The organism is Micrococcus sp. IITD107 (genome assembly GCF_041927415.1).
In the GTDB taxonomy this organism is placed as follows: Bacteria; Actinomycetota; Actinomycetes; order Actinomycetales; family Micrococcaceae; genus Citricoccus; species Citricoccus terreus.
In genome coordinates this window covers 696,084-710,145 of sequence record NZ_JBHFFN010000001.1, presented here as the reverse complement: position 1 = coordinate 710,145, position 14,062 = coordinate 696,084, and the positions used below count along the sequence as shown (strand labels likewise).

The 14,062-nt window shown below is 69.9% G+C and carries 12 protein-coding genes; 9 read left to right on the top strand and 3 right to left on the bottom strand.

The window, feature by feature from the left end; genetic code table 11:
• Window positions 1–2 precede the first annotated feature (2 nt).
• On the top strand, window positions 3–134 hold the full coding sequence (locus ACEXHE_RS03395) for a hypothetical protein (protein WP_356966474.1): 132 nt from the start codon (window positions 3–5) through the stop codon (window positions 132–134).
• A gap of 28 nt (window positions 135–162) precedes the next feature.
• Here the strand turns inward: ACEXHE_RS03395 and ACEXHE_RS03390 are convergent, their stop codons facing one another.
• Window positions 163–1,212 carry an alpha/beta fold hydrolase gene (locus tag ACEXHE_RS03390; protein WP_374784707.1) on the bottom strand — a complete coding sequence of 350 codons (1,050 nt, stop codon included), beginning with the start codon at window positions 1,210–1,212 and terminating at the stop codon, window positions 163–165.
• A gap of 150 nt (window positions 1,213–1,362) precedes the next feature.
• On the opposite strand from ACEXHE_RS03390, the gene glpK reads away from it, so the two are divergent.
• The 8 genes from glpK (at window position 1,363) to holA (ending at window position 12,781) form a co-directional block, all read left to right on the top strand.
• Window positions 1,363–2,913: a glycerol kinase GlpK gene (gene glpK / locus ACEXHE_RS03385; RefSeq protein ID WP_374784706.1), complete on the top strand. Its 1,551-nt coding sequence runs from the start codon at window positions 1,363–1,365 to the stop codon at window positions 2,911–2,913.
• Between the two features lie 19 nt (window positions 2,914–2,932).
• Window positions 2,933–3,835: a dihydrodipicolinate synthase family protein gene (locus ACEXHE_RS03380; protein ID WP_374784849.1), complete on the top strand. Its 903-nt coding sequence runs from the start codon at window positions 2,933–2,935 to the stop codon at window positions 3,833–3,835.
• 141 nt (window positions 3,836–3,976) lie between these two features.
• A complete protein-coding gene (gene leuS, locus ACEXHE_RS03375; protein ID WP_374784705.1) occupies window positions 3,977–6,499 on the top strand; it encodes a leucine--tRNA ligase in 2,523 nt (840 codons plus the stop codon).
• A 68-nt stretch (window positions 6,500–6,567) separates the two neighbouring features.
• Window positions 6,568–7,545: a DegV family protein gene (locus ACEXHE_RS03370; RefSeq protein ID WP_374784704.1), complete on the top strand. Its 978-nt coding sequence runs from the start codon at window positions 6,568–6,570 to the stop codon at window positions 7,543–7,545.
• An 87-nt stretch (window positions 7,546–7,632) separates the two neighbouring features.
• Window positions 7,633–8,334 carry a dihydrofolate reductase family protein gene (locus ACEXHE_RS03365; protein ID WP_374784703.1) on the top strand — a complete coding sequence of 234 codons (702 nt, stop codon included), beginning with the start codon at window positions 7,633–7,635 and terminating at the stop codon, window positions 8,332–8,334.
• 89 nt (window positions 8,335–8,423) lie between these two features.
• A complete protein-coding gene (locus tag ACEXHE_RS03360; RefSeq protein WP_356966462.1) occupies window positions 8,424–9,215 on the top strand; it encodes a ComEA family DNA-binding protein in 792 nt (263 codons plus the stop codon).
• 43 nt (window positions 9,216–9,258) lie between these two features.
• On the top strand, window positions 9,259–11,766 hold the full coding sequence (locus ACEXHE_RS03355; protein WP_374784702.1) for a ComEC/Rec2 family competence protein: 2,508 nt from the start codon (window positions 9,259–9,261) through the stop codon (window positions 11,764–11,766).
• 10 nt (window positions 11,767–11,776) lie between these two features.
• Window positions 11,777–12,781: a DNA polymerase III subunit delta gene (holA, locus tag ACEXHE_RS03350; protein ID WP_177227863.1), complete on the top strand. Its 1,005-nt coding sequence runs from the start codon at window positions 11,777–11,779 to the stop codon at window positions 12,779–12,781.
• A gap of 84 nt (window positions 12,782–12,865) precedes the next feature.
• Here the strand turns inward: holA and rpsT are convergent, their stop codons facing one another.
• Together rpsT and ACEXHE_RS03340 are read right to left on the bottom strand one after the other, a co-directional pair.
• The gene (gene rpsT / locus ACEXHE_RS03345; protein WP_091696195.1) at window positions 12,866–13,138 is read right to left on the bottom strand and encodes a 30S ribosomal protein S20; all 273 of its coding nucleotides are present in this window, start codon (window positions 13,136–13,138) and stop codon (window positions 12,866–12,868) included.
• Window positions 13,139–13,338: 200 nt separating this feature from the next.
• Window positions 13,339–13,986, bottom strand: coding sequence for a type II toxin-antitoxin system PemK/MazF family toxin (locus tag ACEXHE_RS03340; RefSeq protein WP_374784701.1), 648 nt, complete (start codon window positions 13,984–13,986; stop codon window positions 13,339–13,341).
• Window positions 13,987–14,062 lie beyond the last annotated feature (76 nt).

The window sequence follows — 14,062 nt, the reverse complement described above, 5'->3', positions numbered from 1 at the left end:
AGTTGACCTCCGGCACGGCAGCGCAGGCCTGCACGGAGGACACCTCGGCAGACACCGTCACGGTGGATGTGCTGGAGGAGAACGCCCCGGTGGGCACGGCGGAGATCCCCGTCCTGCACAACGACTGCGACTGAGCCGCGAGTCAGCTGTTCGTCCACTGGGTCAGCGGGTCACGAACTCCTGCAGCAGCCGGGCGGTCTGCGGTGCGCGTTCGTAGTGCACCAGGTGACCCACGCCGTTCAGCATCTCGAGCCGGACCGACGGCGAGACCTCACCGACCCGCTCGGCCAGGTGCTCCTGTCCGGCCACGGAGCCCAGCTCGTCCTGCGCTCCGGCCACCAGCAGCACCGGCAATTCCAGCTGATCGGCCACGTCCAGCACCGTCCCCGACGTCGAGGCACGGTAGGACTCCACCAGCACCTGGCGGGTGTCGAACGCGGAGAAGTACTGGTGGTGCTGATCATGCAGGTAGGCCAGTGTGCGCCGGTCCTGGGTCTTGGTCATCACCGTCCCGGTGATCCACACGACCACCGGCGAGCCGAGCAGCGCCATGCCCAGCCGTTCGGGCACCGCGGCCGAGACCTCGTAGTAGCCCTGGGTCACCCGCGCCAGGACCCGTTCGAAGACTGAGCCATCTGCGCTCAGTGCCGGTTCGCAGATCGGGTTGAGCAGGGCCAGGCCCTCCCACCGGCTCGGCGACTGGGCGGCCAGGTGCGAGGCCACCACCGAGCCGAAGGAATGCCCCACCAGCGTGGGGCGAGATGCCCCGTGGCGGTGCGTGCCGTCGTCGGGAATCACGCCCAGCTGAGTCATGGCCTTCCCGATGACGGCCGCATAGTTCTCCACGGAATGCTCGGCCTGGGGGAAGGCAGGGGAGTGGCCGAAGCCGGGGAGCTCGGGCAGGTAGAGCTCGAGCTCGGGCAGGCAGTCGGCGATCAGCGCCAGGCCGTGGTGGTCACCGCGGAAGCCGTGGACCATCACCAGCGGCGCCGACGGTGCGAGGTGGTCGGCAGCCGACTCCGGGGTGTAGTGCCAGACGGCCAGGGGAGTGGGCTCTCCGGAGACCGGGTCCGGGACCTGCACCATCAGCCGCTCGGGCGTGCGTGCCGGGCGGCCGGTGATCAGGGAGGTGTCCCGAGGAGCGTGGGGGACCAGGATGCGGTCGCGCAGCCGGATCGGCAGGGGAGCGGCGGGACGGGATGGGGTGCGCACCGGCCCAGCCTATCCAGGCCGTCCCGACCCAGGGACCCGCCTCATCCGAATCACGTGCGCAGCTCATGGCGAGACACGCCGTGGCAGAACCCTGTTGGCGTGATCGTGTTCGGGAGGTGGGTGTGGTGTGCGTCTCGGTAGGCTCACTCCATGAGCGCCAGCACCGGTTCCTTCGTGATCAGCATCGACCAGGGCACCACCTCCACCCGCGCCGTGGTGATGGGGCAGGACGGCCAGGTCGTGGCCACCGCCCAGCGCGAACACCGTCAGCACTTCCCTCGGCCAGGCTGGGTGGAGCATGATCCCGCCGAGATCTGGGAGAACACCCGTGAGCTGACCGGCCTGGCTCTGACGCGCGCCCGCCTGCGCCCGGCTGATGTGGCCGCGGTGGGGATCACCAACCAGCGCGAGACCACCGTGCTGTGGGACGCGGACACCGGCCGTCCCGTGCACCGTGCGATCGTCTGGCAGGACACCCGCACGGACTCCATGATGAACCGCCTGCGAGCGGACGGGCACGAGGACGCCGTCCGGGAGAAGACCGGCCTGCCGCTGGCCTCGTATTTCGCCGCGGGCAAGATCGCCTGGACCCTGGAGCACGTGCCGGAGGCCGCCGAGCTGGCCGCCAACGGGAGACTGCGTGCCGGGACCATGGACACCTGGCTGCTCTGGAACCTCACCGGTGGACCGGACGGAGGAGTCCACGCCACCGACGTCACCAACGCCTCACGCACACTGCTGATGGACCTGACCACGTTGGACTGGGACAGCGACCTCGCCGCCGTGTTCGGGATCGACCCGGAGCTGGCCGCCGCCATGCTGCCCCGCATCCACCCCTCTGTGGGTGAGCTGGGCACCATCAGCGGCCCGATGTCCCTGGCCGGCATCCCCGTCTGCGGCATCCTGGGCGACCAGCAGGCGGCCACCTTCGGTCAGGCCGCGTTCAGCCCCGGGGACGTGAAGAACACGTACGGCACCGGGTGCTTCCTGCTGCAGAACACCGGCACGACGACGGAGACCTCCTCCCACGGTCTGGTCACCACGGTCGCGTATCAGGTGGAGGACCAGCCGGCCCACTATGCGCTGGAGGGCTCCGTGGCGGTGGCCGGGTCTCTGGTGCAGTGGCTGAGGGACAACCTGGGGCTGATCCGCACCTCGGCGGAGGTCGAGGCTCTGGCCGGGTCCGTGGAGGACAACGGTGGGGTCTACTTCGTGCCCGCCTTCTCCGGTCTGTACGCCCCGCACTGGCGACCGGACGCCCGTGGGCTGATCGCCGGGCTCACCGGCTACGTCACCGCTGGCCATCTGGCCCGCGCGGCGGTGGAGGCCACGGCCTATCAGACCAGGGATGTGCTCGAGGCCGTGGTGGCCGACACCGGGCAGCGTCCCGAGGAGCTGCGCGTGGACGGCGGGATGACGGTGAACGATGACCTGATGCAGTTCCAGGCCGACATCCTCGGTGTTCCCGTGGTCCGTCCCTTCCAGACCGAGACCACGGCCGCAGGGGCAGCCCACGCTGCCGGTCTGTCCGCCGGTCTGTGGTCCGGACTGGATGAGCTGGCCGGACTCTGGCAGGAGGACCGTCGCTGGGAGCCGGGCATGGACGCCGCCCGGCGGGATGACCTGCTCGAGCACTGGGACCGTGCCGTGGCCAAGTCCATGGACTGGGTGCAGGACGGTCCGGGTGCCTCCCGTGGCTGAACCGCGCGTGGTCCCGCCCCTGTTCACCGGACTCAGTGCCTTTCCGCTGACCCCGCTGCGTCAGGACCGGGTGGACGAGCGATCCTTCGTGCACCTGGTGGAACGCTGCGGTGCCGCCGGGGTCGACTCGATCACCGCGCTGGGGTCCACCGGCTCCTACGCCTACCTCCACCGGGACGAACGAGCGGCCGTGGCGCGGCTGGCCGTGGAGCATGCAGGACAGACACCGGTGTTCGTGGGGATCGGGGCCCTGCGCACCTCCGATGTGCTCGCCCATGCTGAGGACGCCCAGGCCGCAGGCGCCGCCGCTCTGCTGCTGGCCCCGATGACCTATCAGCCCCTGACCGATGACGATGTGGTCGGCCTCTTCGCGGCGGTCACCGCGTCCGCCTCCGTGCCGGTGATCGTCTACGACAACCCGGGGACCACGCACGTCACCTTCACCCCGGAGCTGTACGGGCGGATCGCACAGCTGCCCGGCATCGCCTCGATCAAGATCCCCGGAGTGCCCCCGGACCCGGACGAGGCGCGAGAGCATGTCTCAGGGCTGCGTGACGTGGTGCCGGAGCACATCGGTCTCGGGGTCTCCGGAGACGCGCATGCCGCCCGTGGCCTGCTCGCCGGCTGTGACTCCTGGTACTCGGTGATCGGCGGCACCCTGCCCGAACTGGCTGTGGCGATCACCCGCGCCGCGCAGCAGGGCCGCCCGGAGGAGGCTCAGGAGCTCTCCGCCCGGCTGCAGCCGCTCTGGGATCTGTTCGCCGAGCACGGCAGTCTGCGTGTGGTGGCCGCGATCGCCGAACAGCTCGGCGTGGCGGAACGCTCCTGCCTCCCGCTGCCCCTGCGCGGACTGGACGCCGCCGCACGCGCCCGCGTCGCCGACGTGATGGAGGAGTCCGTCGCCCCGCTCTGCCAGCGCTGAGGCACGGAGTAGAATGGACTGGCACACCGGTGCGCCCCCGGCGCCTGCCCGCCCTCAGCGGCAGGCGCCTGTTGTTGCCCTACGGGACGCGCCGTCGTCGGGAAGTTTCCCTGCACCCGCCCACCAGATGACAGGACCAGCGTGAACCAGCCAGCGCAGAGCACCCCAGAGACCACCGGGCCCCAGGAGTACTCGTTCCGGGCCCTAGAGGAGCGCTGGGGCGGGTACTGGGAGCAGGCCGGCACCTTCACCCCTGCCGATGACGGCTCGCGCGAGCGCAAGTACGTGCTGGACATGTTCCCGTATCCCTCGGGCGATCTGCACATGGGGCACGCCGAGGCCTTCGCCATGGGCGATGTGGTGGCCCGGTACTGGATCCAGCGCGGCTATGACGTTCTGCACCCCATCGGTTGGGACTCCTTCGGTCTGCCCGCCGAGAATGCCGCCATCAAGCGCAACGCGCACCCGGCCGAGTGGACCTACGCGAACATCGAGACCCAGAAGGGCTCCTTCCAGCGGTACGGCATCTCCGCGGACTGGTCGCGCGAGCTGCACACCTCGGACCCGGAGTACTACCGGTGGACGCAGTGGCTGTTCCAGCAGTTCCACCGGAACGGTCTGGCCTACCGCAAGGACTCCCCGGTCAACTGGTGCCCCCAGGACCAGACCGTGCTGGCCAACGAACAGGTGGTCAACGGGGCCTGTGAACGGTGCGGCACCGCGGTGACCAAGAAGTCGCTGAACCAGTGGTACTTCCGCATCACCCAGTACGCCGACCGCCTCCTGGAGGACATGGCCGAGCTGGAGGGACACTGGCCCGAGCGCGTGCTGGCCATGCAGCGCAACTGGATCGGCCGGTCCGAGGGCGCCCACGTGCGCTTCGAGGTGGAGGCTGTCGAGGGTGCCGACGGTGCTGCACCGGTCGAGCCGATCACCGTGTTCACCACCCGCCCGGACACCCTCTACGGGGCCACGTTCATGGTGGTCGCCGCGGACGCCGACCTGGCCCTGGACCTGGTGACCGAGGAGCACCGGGCTGAGCTGGAGCGCTACCGCGAGGAGCTCACCCACGTCTCGGAGATCGAGCGTCAGGCCACCGACCGCACCAAGTCCGGCGTGTTCCTGGGCCGCTACGCCCTGAACCCCCTGAACGGGGAGCGCCTGCCGATCTGGGCCTCGGACTACGTCCTGGCCGACTACGGCACCGGTGCCATCATGTCCGTGCCTGCACACGATCAGCGTGACCTGGACTTCGCCCGCGCCATGGACCTGCCCGTGCGCATGGTCGTGGACACGGGGGAGGAGGACCCGGCGGTCTCCGGTGTGGCCACCACCGGCGAGGGCACTTTGGTGAACTCCGGCGAACTGGACGGACTGGACAAGACCGCCGCACTGGCCCGGGCCATCGAGATCATCGAGGAGCGGGGCACCGGTGAGGGCACCGTGAACTACCGTCTGCGCGACTGGCTGCTCTCCCGCCAGCGCTTCTGGGGTGCGCCCATCCCGATCATCCATTGCCCAGACTGCGGTGAGGTGCCCGTCCCGCAGGACCAGCTGCCGGTGCTGCTGCCCTCGGACGTCTCCGGCGAGCAGCTGGCGCCCAAGGGGCAGTCCCCGCTGGCCAGCATCGAGTCCTGGGCGAACACCGACTGCCCGTCCTGCGGTGGCGCGGCGAAGCGGGACACGGACACCATGGACACCTTCGTGGACTCCTCCTGGTACTACATGCGCTACATCTCCCCGAACGACTCCACCCAGGTCTTCGACCGTGCGTCCGTGGATCGGTGGCTGCCGGTGGACCAGTACGTGGGCGGTGTGGAGCACGCGATCCTGCACCTGCTCTACTCCCGGTTCTTCACCAAGGCGATGTACGACATGGGCCTGATCGGCTTCACCGAGCCCTTCAAGGCCCTGCTGAACCAGGGCCAGGTGCTCAACGGCGGCAAGGCCATGTCCAAGTCGCTGGGCAACGGCGTGGACCTGGGCGAGCAGCTGGACCGGTTCGGTGTGGATGCCGTGCGGCTGACCATGGTCTTCGCCTCCCCACCCGAGGACGACGTGGACTGGGCGGACGTCTCCCCGTCCGGCTCGGCCAAGTTCCTGGCCCGCGCGTGGAGACTCGCCCAGGACGTCAGCCTGGGCGGTGCCCCGGCCGGCACGGCTCCCGACGGCGGCGATCGCTCCCTGCGTCAGGTCACCCACCGCACGGTGCAGGACGCGGCCGGGCTGCTGGACGAGCGCAAGTTCAATGTGGTGGTCGCCCGCACGATGGAGCTGGTCAACGCCACGCGCAAGACCATCGACTCCGGCGCCGGGGCGGCCGATCCCGCCGTGCGGGAGGCCACCGAGGCCGTGGCCATCCTGCTGAGCCTGTTCGCCCCGTACACCGCTGAGGACATGTGGGCTCTGCTGGGTCATGAGCCGTCCGTGGCCCGTGCGGGCTGGCCCACCGTGGACGAGTCACTGCTGGTGCAGGACACCACGGTGGCCGTGGTCCAGGTCAAGGGCAAGGTCAAGGACCGTCTGGAGGTCGCACTGGACATCTCCGCCGAGGAGCTGGAGTCGATGGCGCTGGCCTCGGAGGCGGTGCAGCGCTCGATCGGCGATGCCCCGATCCGTAAGGTGATCGTCAAGGAGCCCAAGCTGGTCAACATCGTCATCTGATCCTGCGGGCGGGCCGAGGTGTCTCGGCTCGCCCAGCAGATCCACCCGACGCAGAGGAGAGGAGCAGGATGGCCGAGATCGTCCAGTGGCACGACGACCTGCTCCAACGGCTGCGTCGCCGGCGCGGCGGTCCCTCCGGCCGCGCCAAGTACAGTCCGCGCCGACCGCGTCGTCGGGATCGGACCGCGGTGGTCACGGACTCCTCAGCGGCGCTGCCGCGCGTGGTGTTGGAGCACCCTCTGGCGGCCGGACTGCGCCAGGTGCCCATGCCCGTGATGATCGGGGACCAGATCCACAGCGAGGGCACCGCCGAACTGGACCGCGACCTGCCTCTGGCCCTGGCCGCCGGCACCACCGTGCGCACCTCTCGACCGGCCCCGGGCGTATTCTCCGGGGTCTACCAGGAGGTCGCCGAGGCCGGCTTCGCGCGCATCATCTCCATCCACCTCTCCGGCAAGCTCTCCGGCACGGCCGACGCCGCACGGATCGCCGCGCGTGAGGCGCTGATCCCGGTGACCGTGGTGGACACCGAGACCACCGGGTTCTGCCAGGGCACCGTGGTGCTGGACGCCCTGATCCGCGCGGGGTTCCATGAGCCGATCGAGGAGATCGCCGACGGTGCGCAGCGAGCCGCAGCGGACTCCCGGGTGGTCTTCACCGTCCCGAACCTGGAGCAGCTGCGGCGCGGCGGCAGGATCGGCACGGTGGCCGGGCTGCTCGGCAGCCTGTTGCAGGTCAAGCCGGTGCTGACACTGGCGGACGGCGTGGTCTCCCTGGTCGACCGTCCCCGCACCACAGCCAAGGCCGTGGATCGCATGGTCGAACTGGCCCAGGAGTCCTCCCAGGGCCGGCCGGTGCGGATCGCCGTCCACGGCTTCGGCAACGACTCTGCCGCCCACGAGCTGGCCGCTCGAGTCCAGCCAGAATCAGCCACCCCGGTGCCGGTCATCACGCTGCCCGCCGTCCTGGCGGCACACCTGGGCCTGGGCGCGCTGGGCATCACCGTCAACCCCGTGGACGAGGCAGCCCTGGGCCTGCTGCCCTGACCCGTCTCCCGTCACCCCACCAGAGCGGGAGGATCCACGGGGGATGAGCTGTTCCCGCAGTCACCCGCACAGGCATAGCGTCGCACCATGACACCATCCCCCGGTGGTCGTACCTCGGTGACGGCCCCTGCAGCTCCGCCGTCGCGGGTGCGGGTGCACAACTTCTCGATCTCTCTGGACGGCTTCGGCACCGGAGAGGGACAGACTCTGGACGCACCGTTCGGACACGCCGGACACCGTCTGCTTCAGTGGGCCCTGCCGACAGCCACCTTCGCGGCGATGGGACTGCATGGTGCGTCGACAGCCACCACCGGTGTCGACGATGCGTCTGCAGCTCGGTGGGCGGATGGCATCGGTGCGGAGATCATGGGCCGGAACAAGTTCGGGCCGCAGAGGGATCCCTGGGAGGACACGGACTGGCGAGGCTGGTGGGGTGCGGACCCTCCGTTCCACACCCCTGCCGTCGTCCTGACCCACCACCCTCGGCCCACGCTGCGGATGGATGGGGGAACCAGCTTCCACTTCATGGATGCCGCCCCCGTGCAGGCGCTGGCCGCCGCTCGCGCCCTGGCCGGTGGCCGAGACATCCGGATCGGTGGGGGTGTCTCCACGGTCCGCGAGTTCCTGGCGGCTGACCTGATCGATCAGATGCACCTCGTGGTGGCGCCGGTCCTGCTGGGCCGCGGCGTTCGGCTGTGGGACGGACTGGAGGGGCTGGACCAGCGCTTCCACATCGAGTCGACGGCCTCGCCCAGTGGTGTCACCCACCTGATGTTCTGGCGGCGCTGACTCCTGCACAGCTGAGCCACCGAGGTCGCCGGTCCACAGAACCCGGGACGTTCACCGCATCCAGGGATCCTGAGAGCCAGTCTGGAGGCATGCCCCGCCATCGTGAAGGACTGCACCGCTCTGACATCACCGAAGCCATCGACGCAACCGTCGACCCCAAGGGCAGTCGTGAGGACCTGACGGATGTCGAGTGGGAGGAGGCCCCGCCACCTGCACCCCTGTGGCGTTCGCGGATCCTCATCCCCGCAGTTCTGATGATCGCTGTGGTCGCCGTCGTGTGGTGGACCGTCTCCTGGCTGACCACTCCCGGCATCTCCGACTCCGAGACCGTCCCGGCCTCGGTGCCGCTCTCCGCGGGGGCGGCATCCGCGGAATCGTCAGTGCAACGGGGTTCACCGACCGCGGACGGGTCCAGTGAGCAGGCGCAATCGGACGATGAGGCGATCGTCCACGTGGCAGGACAGGTGCGCACACCGGGCATCGTCCGTCTTCCGGCCTCCTCGCGGGTGGTGGATGCGGTGCAGGCGGCCGGCGGACCCACAGACGAGGCACGCCTGGACCTGGTGAACCTGGCCGCACCGTTGACAGACGGCGCGCAGATCCTCGTTCCCGGCTCGGATGACGCAGCGACGTCACCCCCGGGGACCGTCCCATCCGGTGCTGCTGCGGGAGCAGGCGGGGCCGGCGCGGCCACGGTGAACGTGAATCGCGCGGATGCCACCGCCCTGGAGAGCCTCCCGGGGATCGGCCCAGCACTGGCCCAGCGGATCATCGACCATCGAGAGCAGGTCGGACCCTTCGGATCCTTCGACGATCTGGACGCCGTGTCCGGAATCGGCCCGGCGATGCTCGAGCGGCTGGACGGGCTGGTCTCCTGGTGAGACCAGAGCACCAGCACCAGCGCCCACTCACACTGGGGCCGCCGTGAGCGCGGCAGACGGACCAGCCGCCACGGGCCGTCCACCTCTGCCCGTGGACGTGCGACTGGTGCCCTCGGTCCTCCTGACCCTGGCCTGTGCCCTGTGGGCCCCGGTGGCACCCTGGGGGGCCGTGCGGCAGCTGCCGCTGGTGCTGATGGTGGCAGCTGGTCTGTGCACGGCGACCGTCCTGGTGGTCCGTCACCGTGAGCGCCATCTGTGGACTGGCCTGCAGACCGTGCTGGCGATGATGTCCGTGGCCCTGTGGATCGGGTCCATCGTGAGCGTCCAGGCGATCGCCCACCGGGAGGAGTCCAGGGCCCTGGGATGGGAACAGTCTGTGACAGCGGAGGCCACGGTGCTCGTGGAGGGGATGGCAGCTGGCCCCGCCGTGTATGCACCAGGACGGTTCGCAGACCGCTGGTACGTCCCAGCGGAGGTGGAGTCGTTCGGTCATCCGGGGGCCGCCGCCCCGCGGGAAACCCAGGTCCAGGCGGCCGGGGACGTCAGCTGGTCCTCGGTGGCACCAGGTGATCGCCTCTGCTTCACGGCAGACCTGGAGGGGGCGGGCGCCACGGTCTTCGCCCGAGTGCGCACCGTTCCTGACACCGGGCGGTGCGGCCCAGGCCGTTCCGATGTGCACGGACAGACCGGACGTGATCACCTGCGTGAGGGCCTGCGGCAGGCTGCGGCCGGGACCGTGGCGAGGGCCCCGGAACTTCTGCCTGGCCTGATCCTGGGGGACCGTTCCGTGCAGAGCCCTGAGTTGGACACGGCGATGAAGGACTCTGGCCTGTCTCACCTCTCTGCCGTCAGTGGCGCGAACTGCACACTTCTGGCCGGGGCCATCACCATGGCGCTGCGCACTCTCCGTGTCCGTCGACCTGTAGTGCTGGCCGCGGTGTTGGGCACCTTGGTCATGTTCGTGATCGTGGTGGGTCTGGAACCGTCCGTGATACGCGCCGCGGTGATGGGCGGCATCGGGGCTGCCGCCCTGTTCTTCGGGCGAGGTCGCCAGGCGCTGCCTCTGCTGTGCGTGGCGGTCTGCGTGCTGCTGTGCTGGCAGCCTGGCCTCGCCACCGAGGCGGCCTTCCAGCTCTCCGTCTGCGCCACCGCGGGGATCGTCCTGGGCGCTCGGCCTGTCGAACAGTGGCTCACCGCAGTGCTCTCCAGGTGGCTTCCCGGACCGGTGGCTGGAGTCCTCAGTGCGGCCCTGGCCGTCACGGTGTGCGCGCAGATCGCCTGCCAGCCGGTGCTCCTGCGCCTGTCCGGCAGCATCAGTGCCTACGCCGTCCCGGCGAATCTCCTGGCGGCGCCTCTGGTCCCGTTCGTCACGGTTCCCGGAACCGTGGCGGCAGCCCTGGTGCCGCTGCTGCCCGGCGTGGCGGAACTCATCCTGTGGTGGGTGGCCTGGCCGGCGGCAGGGATCGGCTGGATCGCCACCACGGTCTCCGCCTGGCCGGGCGCGTTGCATCCCTGGCCGGAGGGGTTGGTGGGCGGGGCGCTCATCGGCGTGCACCTCCTGTCCAGCCTCGCACTGCTCTGGCTGCTCCTGCGGTGGGAGAGGGTCCGTCCGGCACGGGTCCGTCGCACCGGTCGGGGCCGCAGGACTCCGGAACCTCGCCGAGTCCTCTGGGCCACGCGGGCCTGCTGGGCGGTGATCGCCGCGGGCATCGGCAGCCAGGCCGCGATCCTGGTGCCGCCTCCCGTGGGAACGGTCCCGGCCGACTGGGCGCTGGCGGTGTGTGACGTCGGTCAGGGAGACATGCTGGTCCTGCGCTCTGGCGCACGCTCGGCCGTGGTGGTCGACACCGGACCCGAACCCGGCCCGGCATCGGCGTGCCTGGACGAGCTGGACGTGGGACAGGTGGACCTGCTGGTGCTGACCCATCTGCATCAGGACCATGTCGGTGGGACGGTTGCTGTCCTGGACTGCTGCCCTCCTGCGCGGACCATCTACTCCACCTCACAGCGTCCGGTCGGCACCCATGGCGAGGACACCGTCTCCCGTCAAGCGCCGGCCGAGGCCGAGCTGGTGTCAGCGGGGGAGCAGGGCCACCACGGTCAGCAGGGCTGGGCTGTGGACTGGACGGTGCTCGCCGCCGATCACGCGGCCCGGTCGGAGAACGATGCGTCCGTCGTGCTCCACGCGGTGCTCACGGCGCCACAGGGACGTTTCACCGTGCTGCTCACCGGGGACCTGGAGGAGCAGGCGGCAGCGAACCTGGTCAGGGCCGGAGGCCTGCCCGAGTCAGTCGATGTGCTCAAGGCCAGCCATCATGGGGCACGCAACGGCGGGCTCGACATCGCCGAGACCGTGCATCCGCTCGCCAGCGTGATCTCGGTGGGAGCCGACAACGACTACGGCCACCCCCACTCACAGATCACCGGGGCGCTGTCCCGCTACGGTCCCGTGGTGCGGACCGATCACCACGGCACCTTCGTGTTCTCGGTCCGGGACGGGATCCTGGAGCCGACCGTCCGACCACGCCGCTCGGCACCGGCCAGCCGATAGGATGTCAGCCATGCCCGCACCGAGTCGTTCCCGCCGCACCAAGACCTCTGGCGCGGACTGGCGCACCGTCGGACGCGCTCCGCTGATGCTGCTCAAGGGGCCGGAGGACTTCATCGCCACCCGGGTGACGGACCGGGTCCGAGCTCAGCTCCGGGAGGCAGATCCCGGACTGGAGACCCACCGGATCGCCGCCGCCGACTACCAGGCAGGCCAGCTGTCCATCCTGGCCAGCCCCTCGCTGTTCGGTGAGGCCAAGATCATCGTGGCCGAGGGGCTTCAGGAGATGAACGAGGCCTTCTTGGCCGACTGCCTGGACTATCTCAGCGCTCCGGCAGAGGACGTCACCCTGATGCTGCGTCACACGGGGGGCAATCGCGGCAAGAAGCTCCTGGACGCGGTGACCCAGGCCGGAGTGCTCGTGGAGTGCCAGCCGATCAAGTCCGAAGCGGAGAAGTCCGAGTTCGTGGCCCAGGAGTTCCGTTCGGTGCGTCGATCCATCGACCCGGAGGCCGTGCGGGCGCTGATCGACGCCAACAGCTCCTCGCTGACCGATCTGGCGGCGGCGATCCGTCAACTCCTCTCGGACACGGAGGGTGCCGTGACCGTGGAGGTCGTGGATCGGTACTACGGAGGACGGGTGGAGGCCACCGCCTTCAAGGTGGCCGATGCGGCTCTGGCCGGCCGACCAGGACCGGCCACCGCACTGCTGCGTCATGCCCTGGCCACGGGCGTCTCGGCGCCGGCCTTGACCGGGGCCCTGGCCATGAAGGCACGTCAGATCGCCCGGATCGTGGATGCCAGGATCGGACAGGGCCAGATCGCCTCCGTGCTGGGGGTGGCTCCGTGGCAGGCACGCCAGGTGCAGGAGAGCGCCCGATTCTGGAACCCGGCCAGCATCGCGGCCGCCATCGAGTGGATCGCCCAGGCCGACGCCGAGGCCAAGGGGCTGTCCAAGGACGCCGAGTACTCCGTGGAGCGGGCCGTCACCCGGATCGCCCTCACCGCCCGCCGCTGACGGCTCACGTAAGCCTCTCAGGACACAGCGAAGCCCCCGACCAGGACGGTCGGGGGCTTCGCTGAAACGTCTGTGCTGCGGGTGTCAGCCCTGGGAGCCCAGGCCCAGCACGCGCTTGGCGATGCCGGACTTGCGGTTGGCGGCCTGGTTCTTGTGGATGACGCCCTTGCTCACGGCCTTGTCCAGCTTGCGGCTGGCGGAGGCCACTGCCTTGGTGGCGGCCTCCTGGTCACCGGCGGCAACGGCCTTGTCCACGGCGCGGATGAGCGTCTTGAGCTCGGACTTCACGGCGACGTTGCGCTGGCGCGCCTTCTCGTTGGTGAGAATGCGCTTCTTCTGGGACTTGATGTTGGCCAAGTTCGGTCCTTCTGGTTGTCAGTTGACGTGGTCGGTGAGGGAGTTTCTCGGTCATCGGCGACTGAGCGGCGTGGGGATGCCATGGGAGCCGATCCAAGAGTGCCCGTCGACCTGCGCGGACACACAGCGATAGATCTTAGCATGATCACCAGAGCAGACGGTCGCGGCCCGCCGGTGCCGTCCGTGCTCGTGCCGTGTCCTCAGGACCAACCCTGGTTCTGACGCAGCGCCTCGGCCACTCGCCCGAAGATCTGCTCCGAGAGGACGCCGCCTTCACGGCGCACGTCACGCGGGTTGACCAGCAGGATGCGGTCCAGCTTCACCTCGGAGGGCCGACCCTTGGAGTCCCAGGGGCCGGAGCCGATGTCCAGGTAGTCCCGATCGCGGGAGACGGCGTTGTTGCGGTCCCGCGTGGTCAGTTGGGCGCCGAGCAGATAGCCGTCCTGGCGCCCCACGATCAGCACGGGCCGGTCCTTGCCACGGCCGTCCAGCTCCTCGAACGGGACCCAGGTCCACACCACCTCGCCCGGACCCGCCTCGCGTCCGGCCACCGGCGCATACTCCACGTGCGCGGATCCGTGGAAGTCGCCGGGGTAGTCCAGCACCTGTCCCTCGGGGGCCACGCCGGCCCCCTGTCCAGCTGGACCACCGGATCGGCCGGCATGGCCGCCGAGGTCTCCGGACGTCGTCGGGAACCCGGTGCCTCGGGGCGGACGCGGGGAGGTGCCGCGGCCCGCGCGATCCGGCGAGCCGGCGCCGCCACGCTGCTGCTGAGACCGCTGGACCTGCTGGACCACGCGGTAGACCTGACGGCCCACGGACAGGATGCGATTGAGATTCCACGCCATGGTGTCCAAGATAGCGGCCGGGCTGAAGCATGGAAGAATGGGCAGTCAGTCCCTCTCCGCTCCACCCGAAGGAAGA

Bases quoted from the DNA above. Each gene is read 5' to 3' on its own strand.
- ACEXHE_RS03340 (WP_374784701.1), bottom strand. From the start codon at position 13,986: ATGGCGTGGAATCTCAATCGCATCCTGTCCGTGGGCCGTCAGGTCTAC.
- ACEXHE_RS03360 (WP_356966462.1), top strand. From the start codon at position 8,424: ATGCCCCGCCATCGTGAAGGACTGCACCGCTCTGACATCACCGAAGCC.
- ACEXHE_RS03365 (WP_374784703.1), top strand. From the start codon at position 7,633: ATGACACCATCCCCCGGTGGTCGTACCTCGGTGACGGCCCCTGCAGCT.
- holA (WP_177227863.1), top strand. From the start codon at position 11,777: ATGCCCGCACCGAGTCGTTCCCGCCGCACCAAGACCTCTGGCGCGGAC.
- ACEXHE_RS03370 (WP_374784704.1), top strand. From the start codon at position 6,568: ATGGCCGAGATCGTCCAGTGGCACGACGACCTGCTCCAACGGCTGCGT.
- glpK (WP_374784706.1), top strand. From the start codon at position 1,363: ATGAGCGCCAGCACCGGTTCCTTCGTGATCAGCATCGACCAGGGCACC.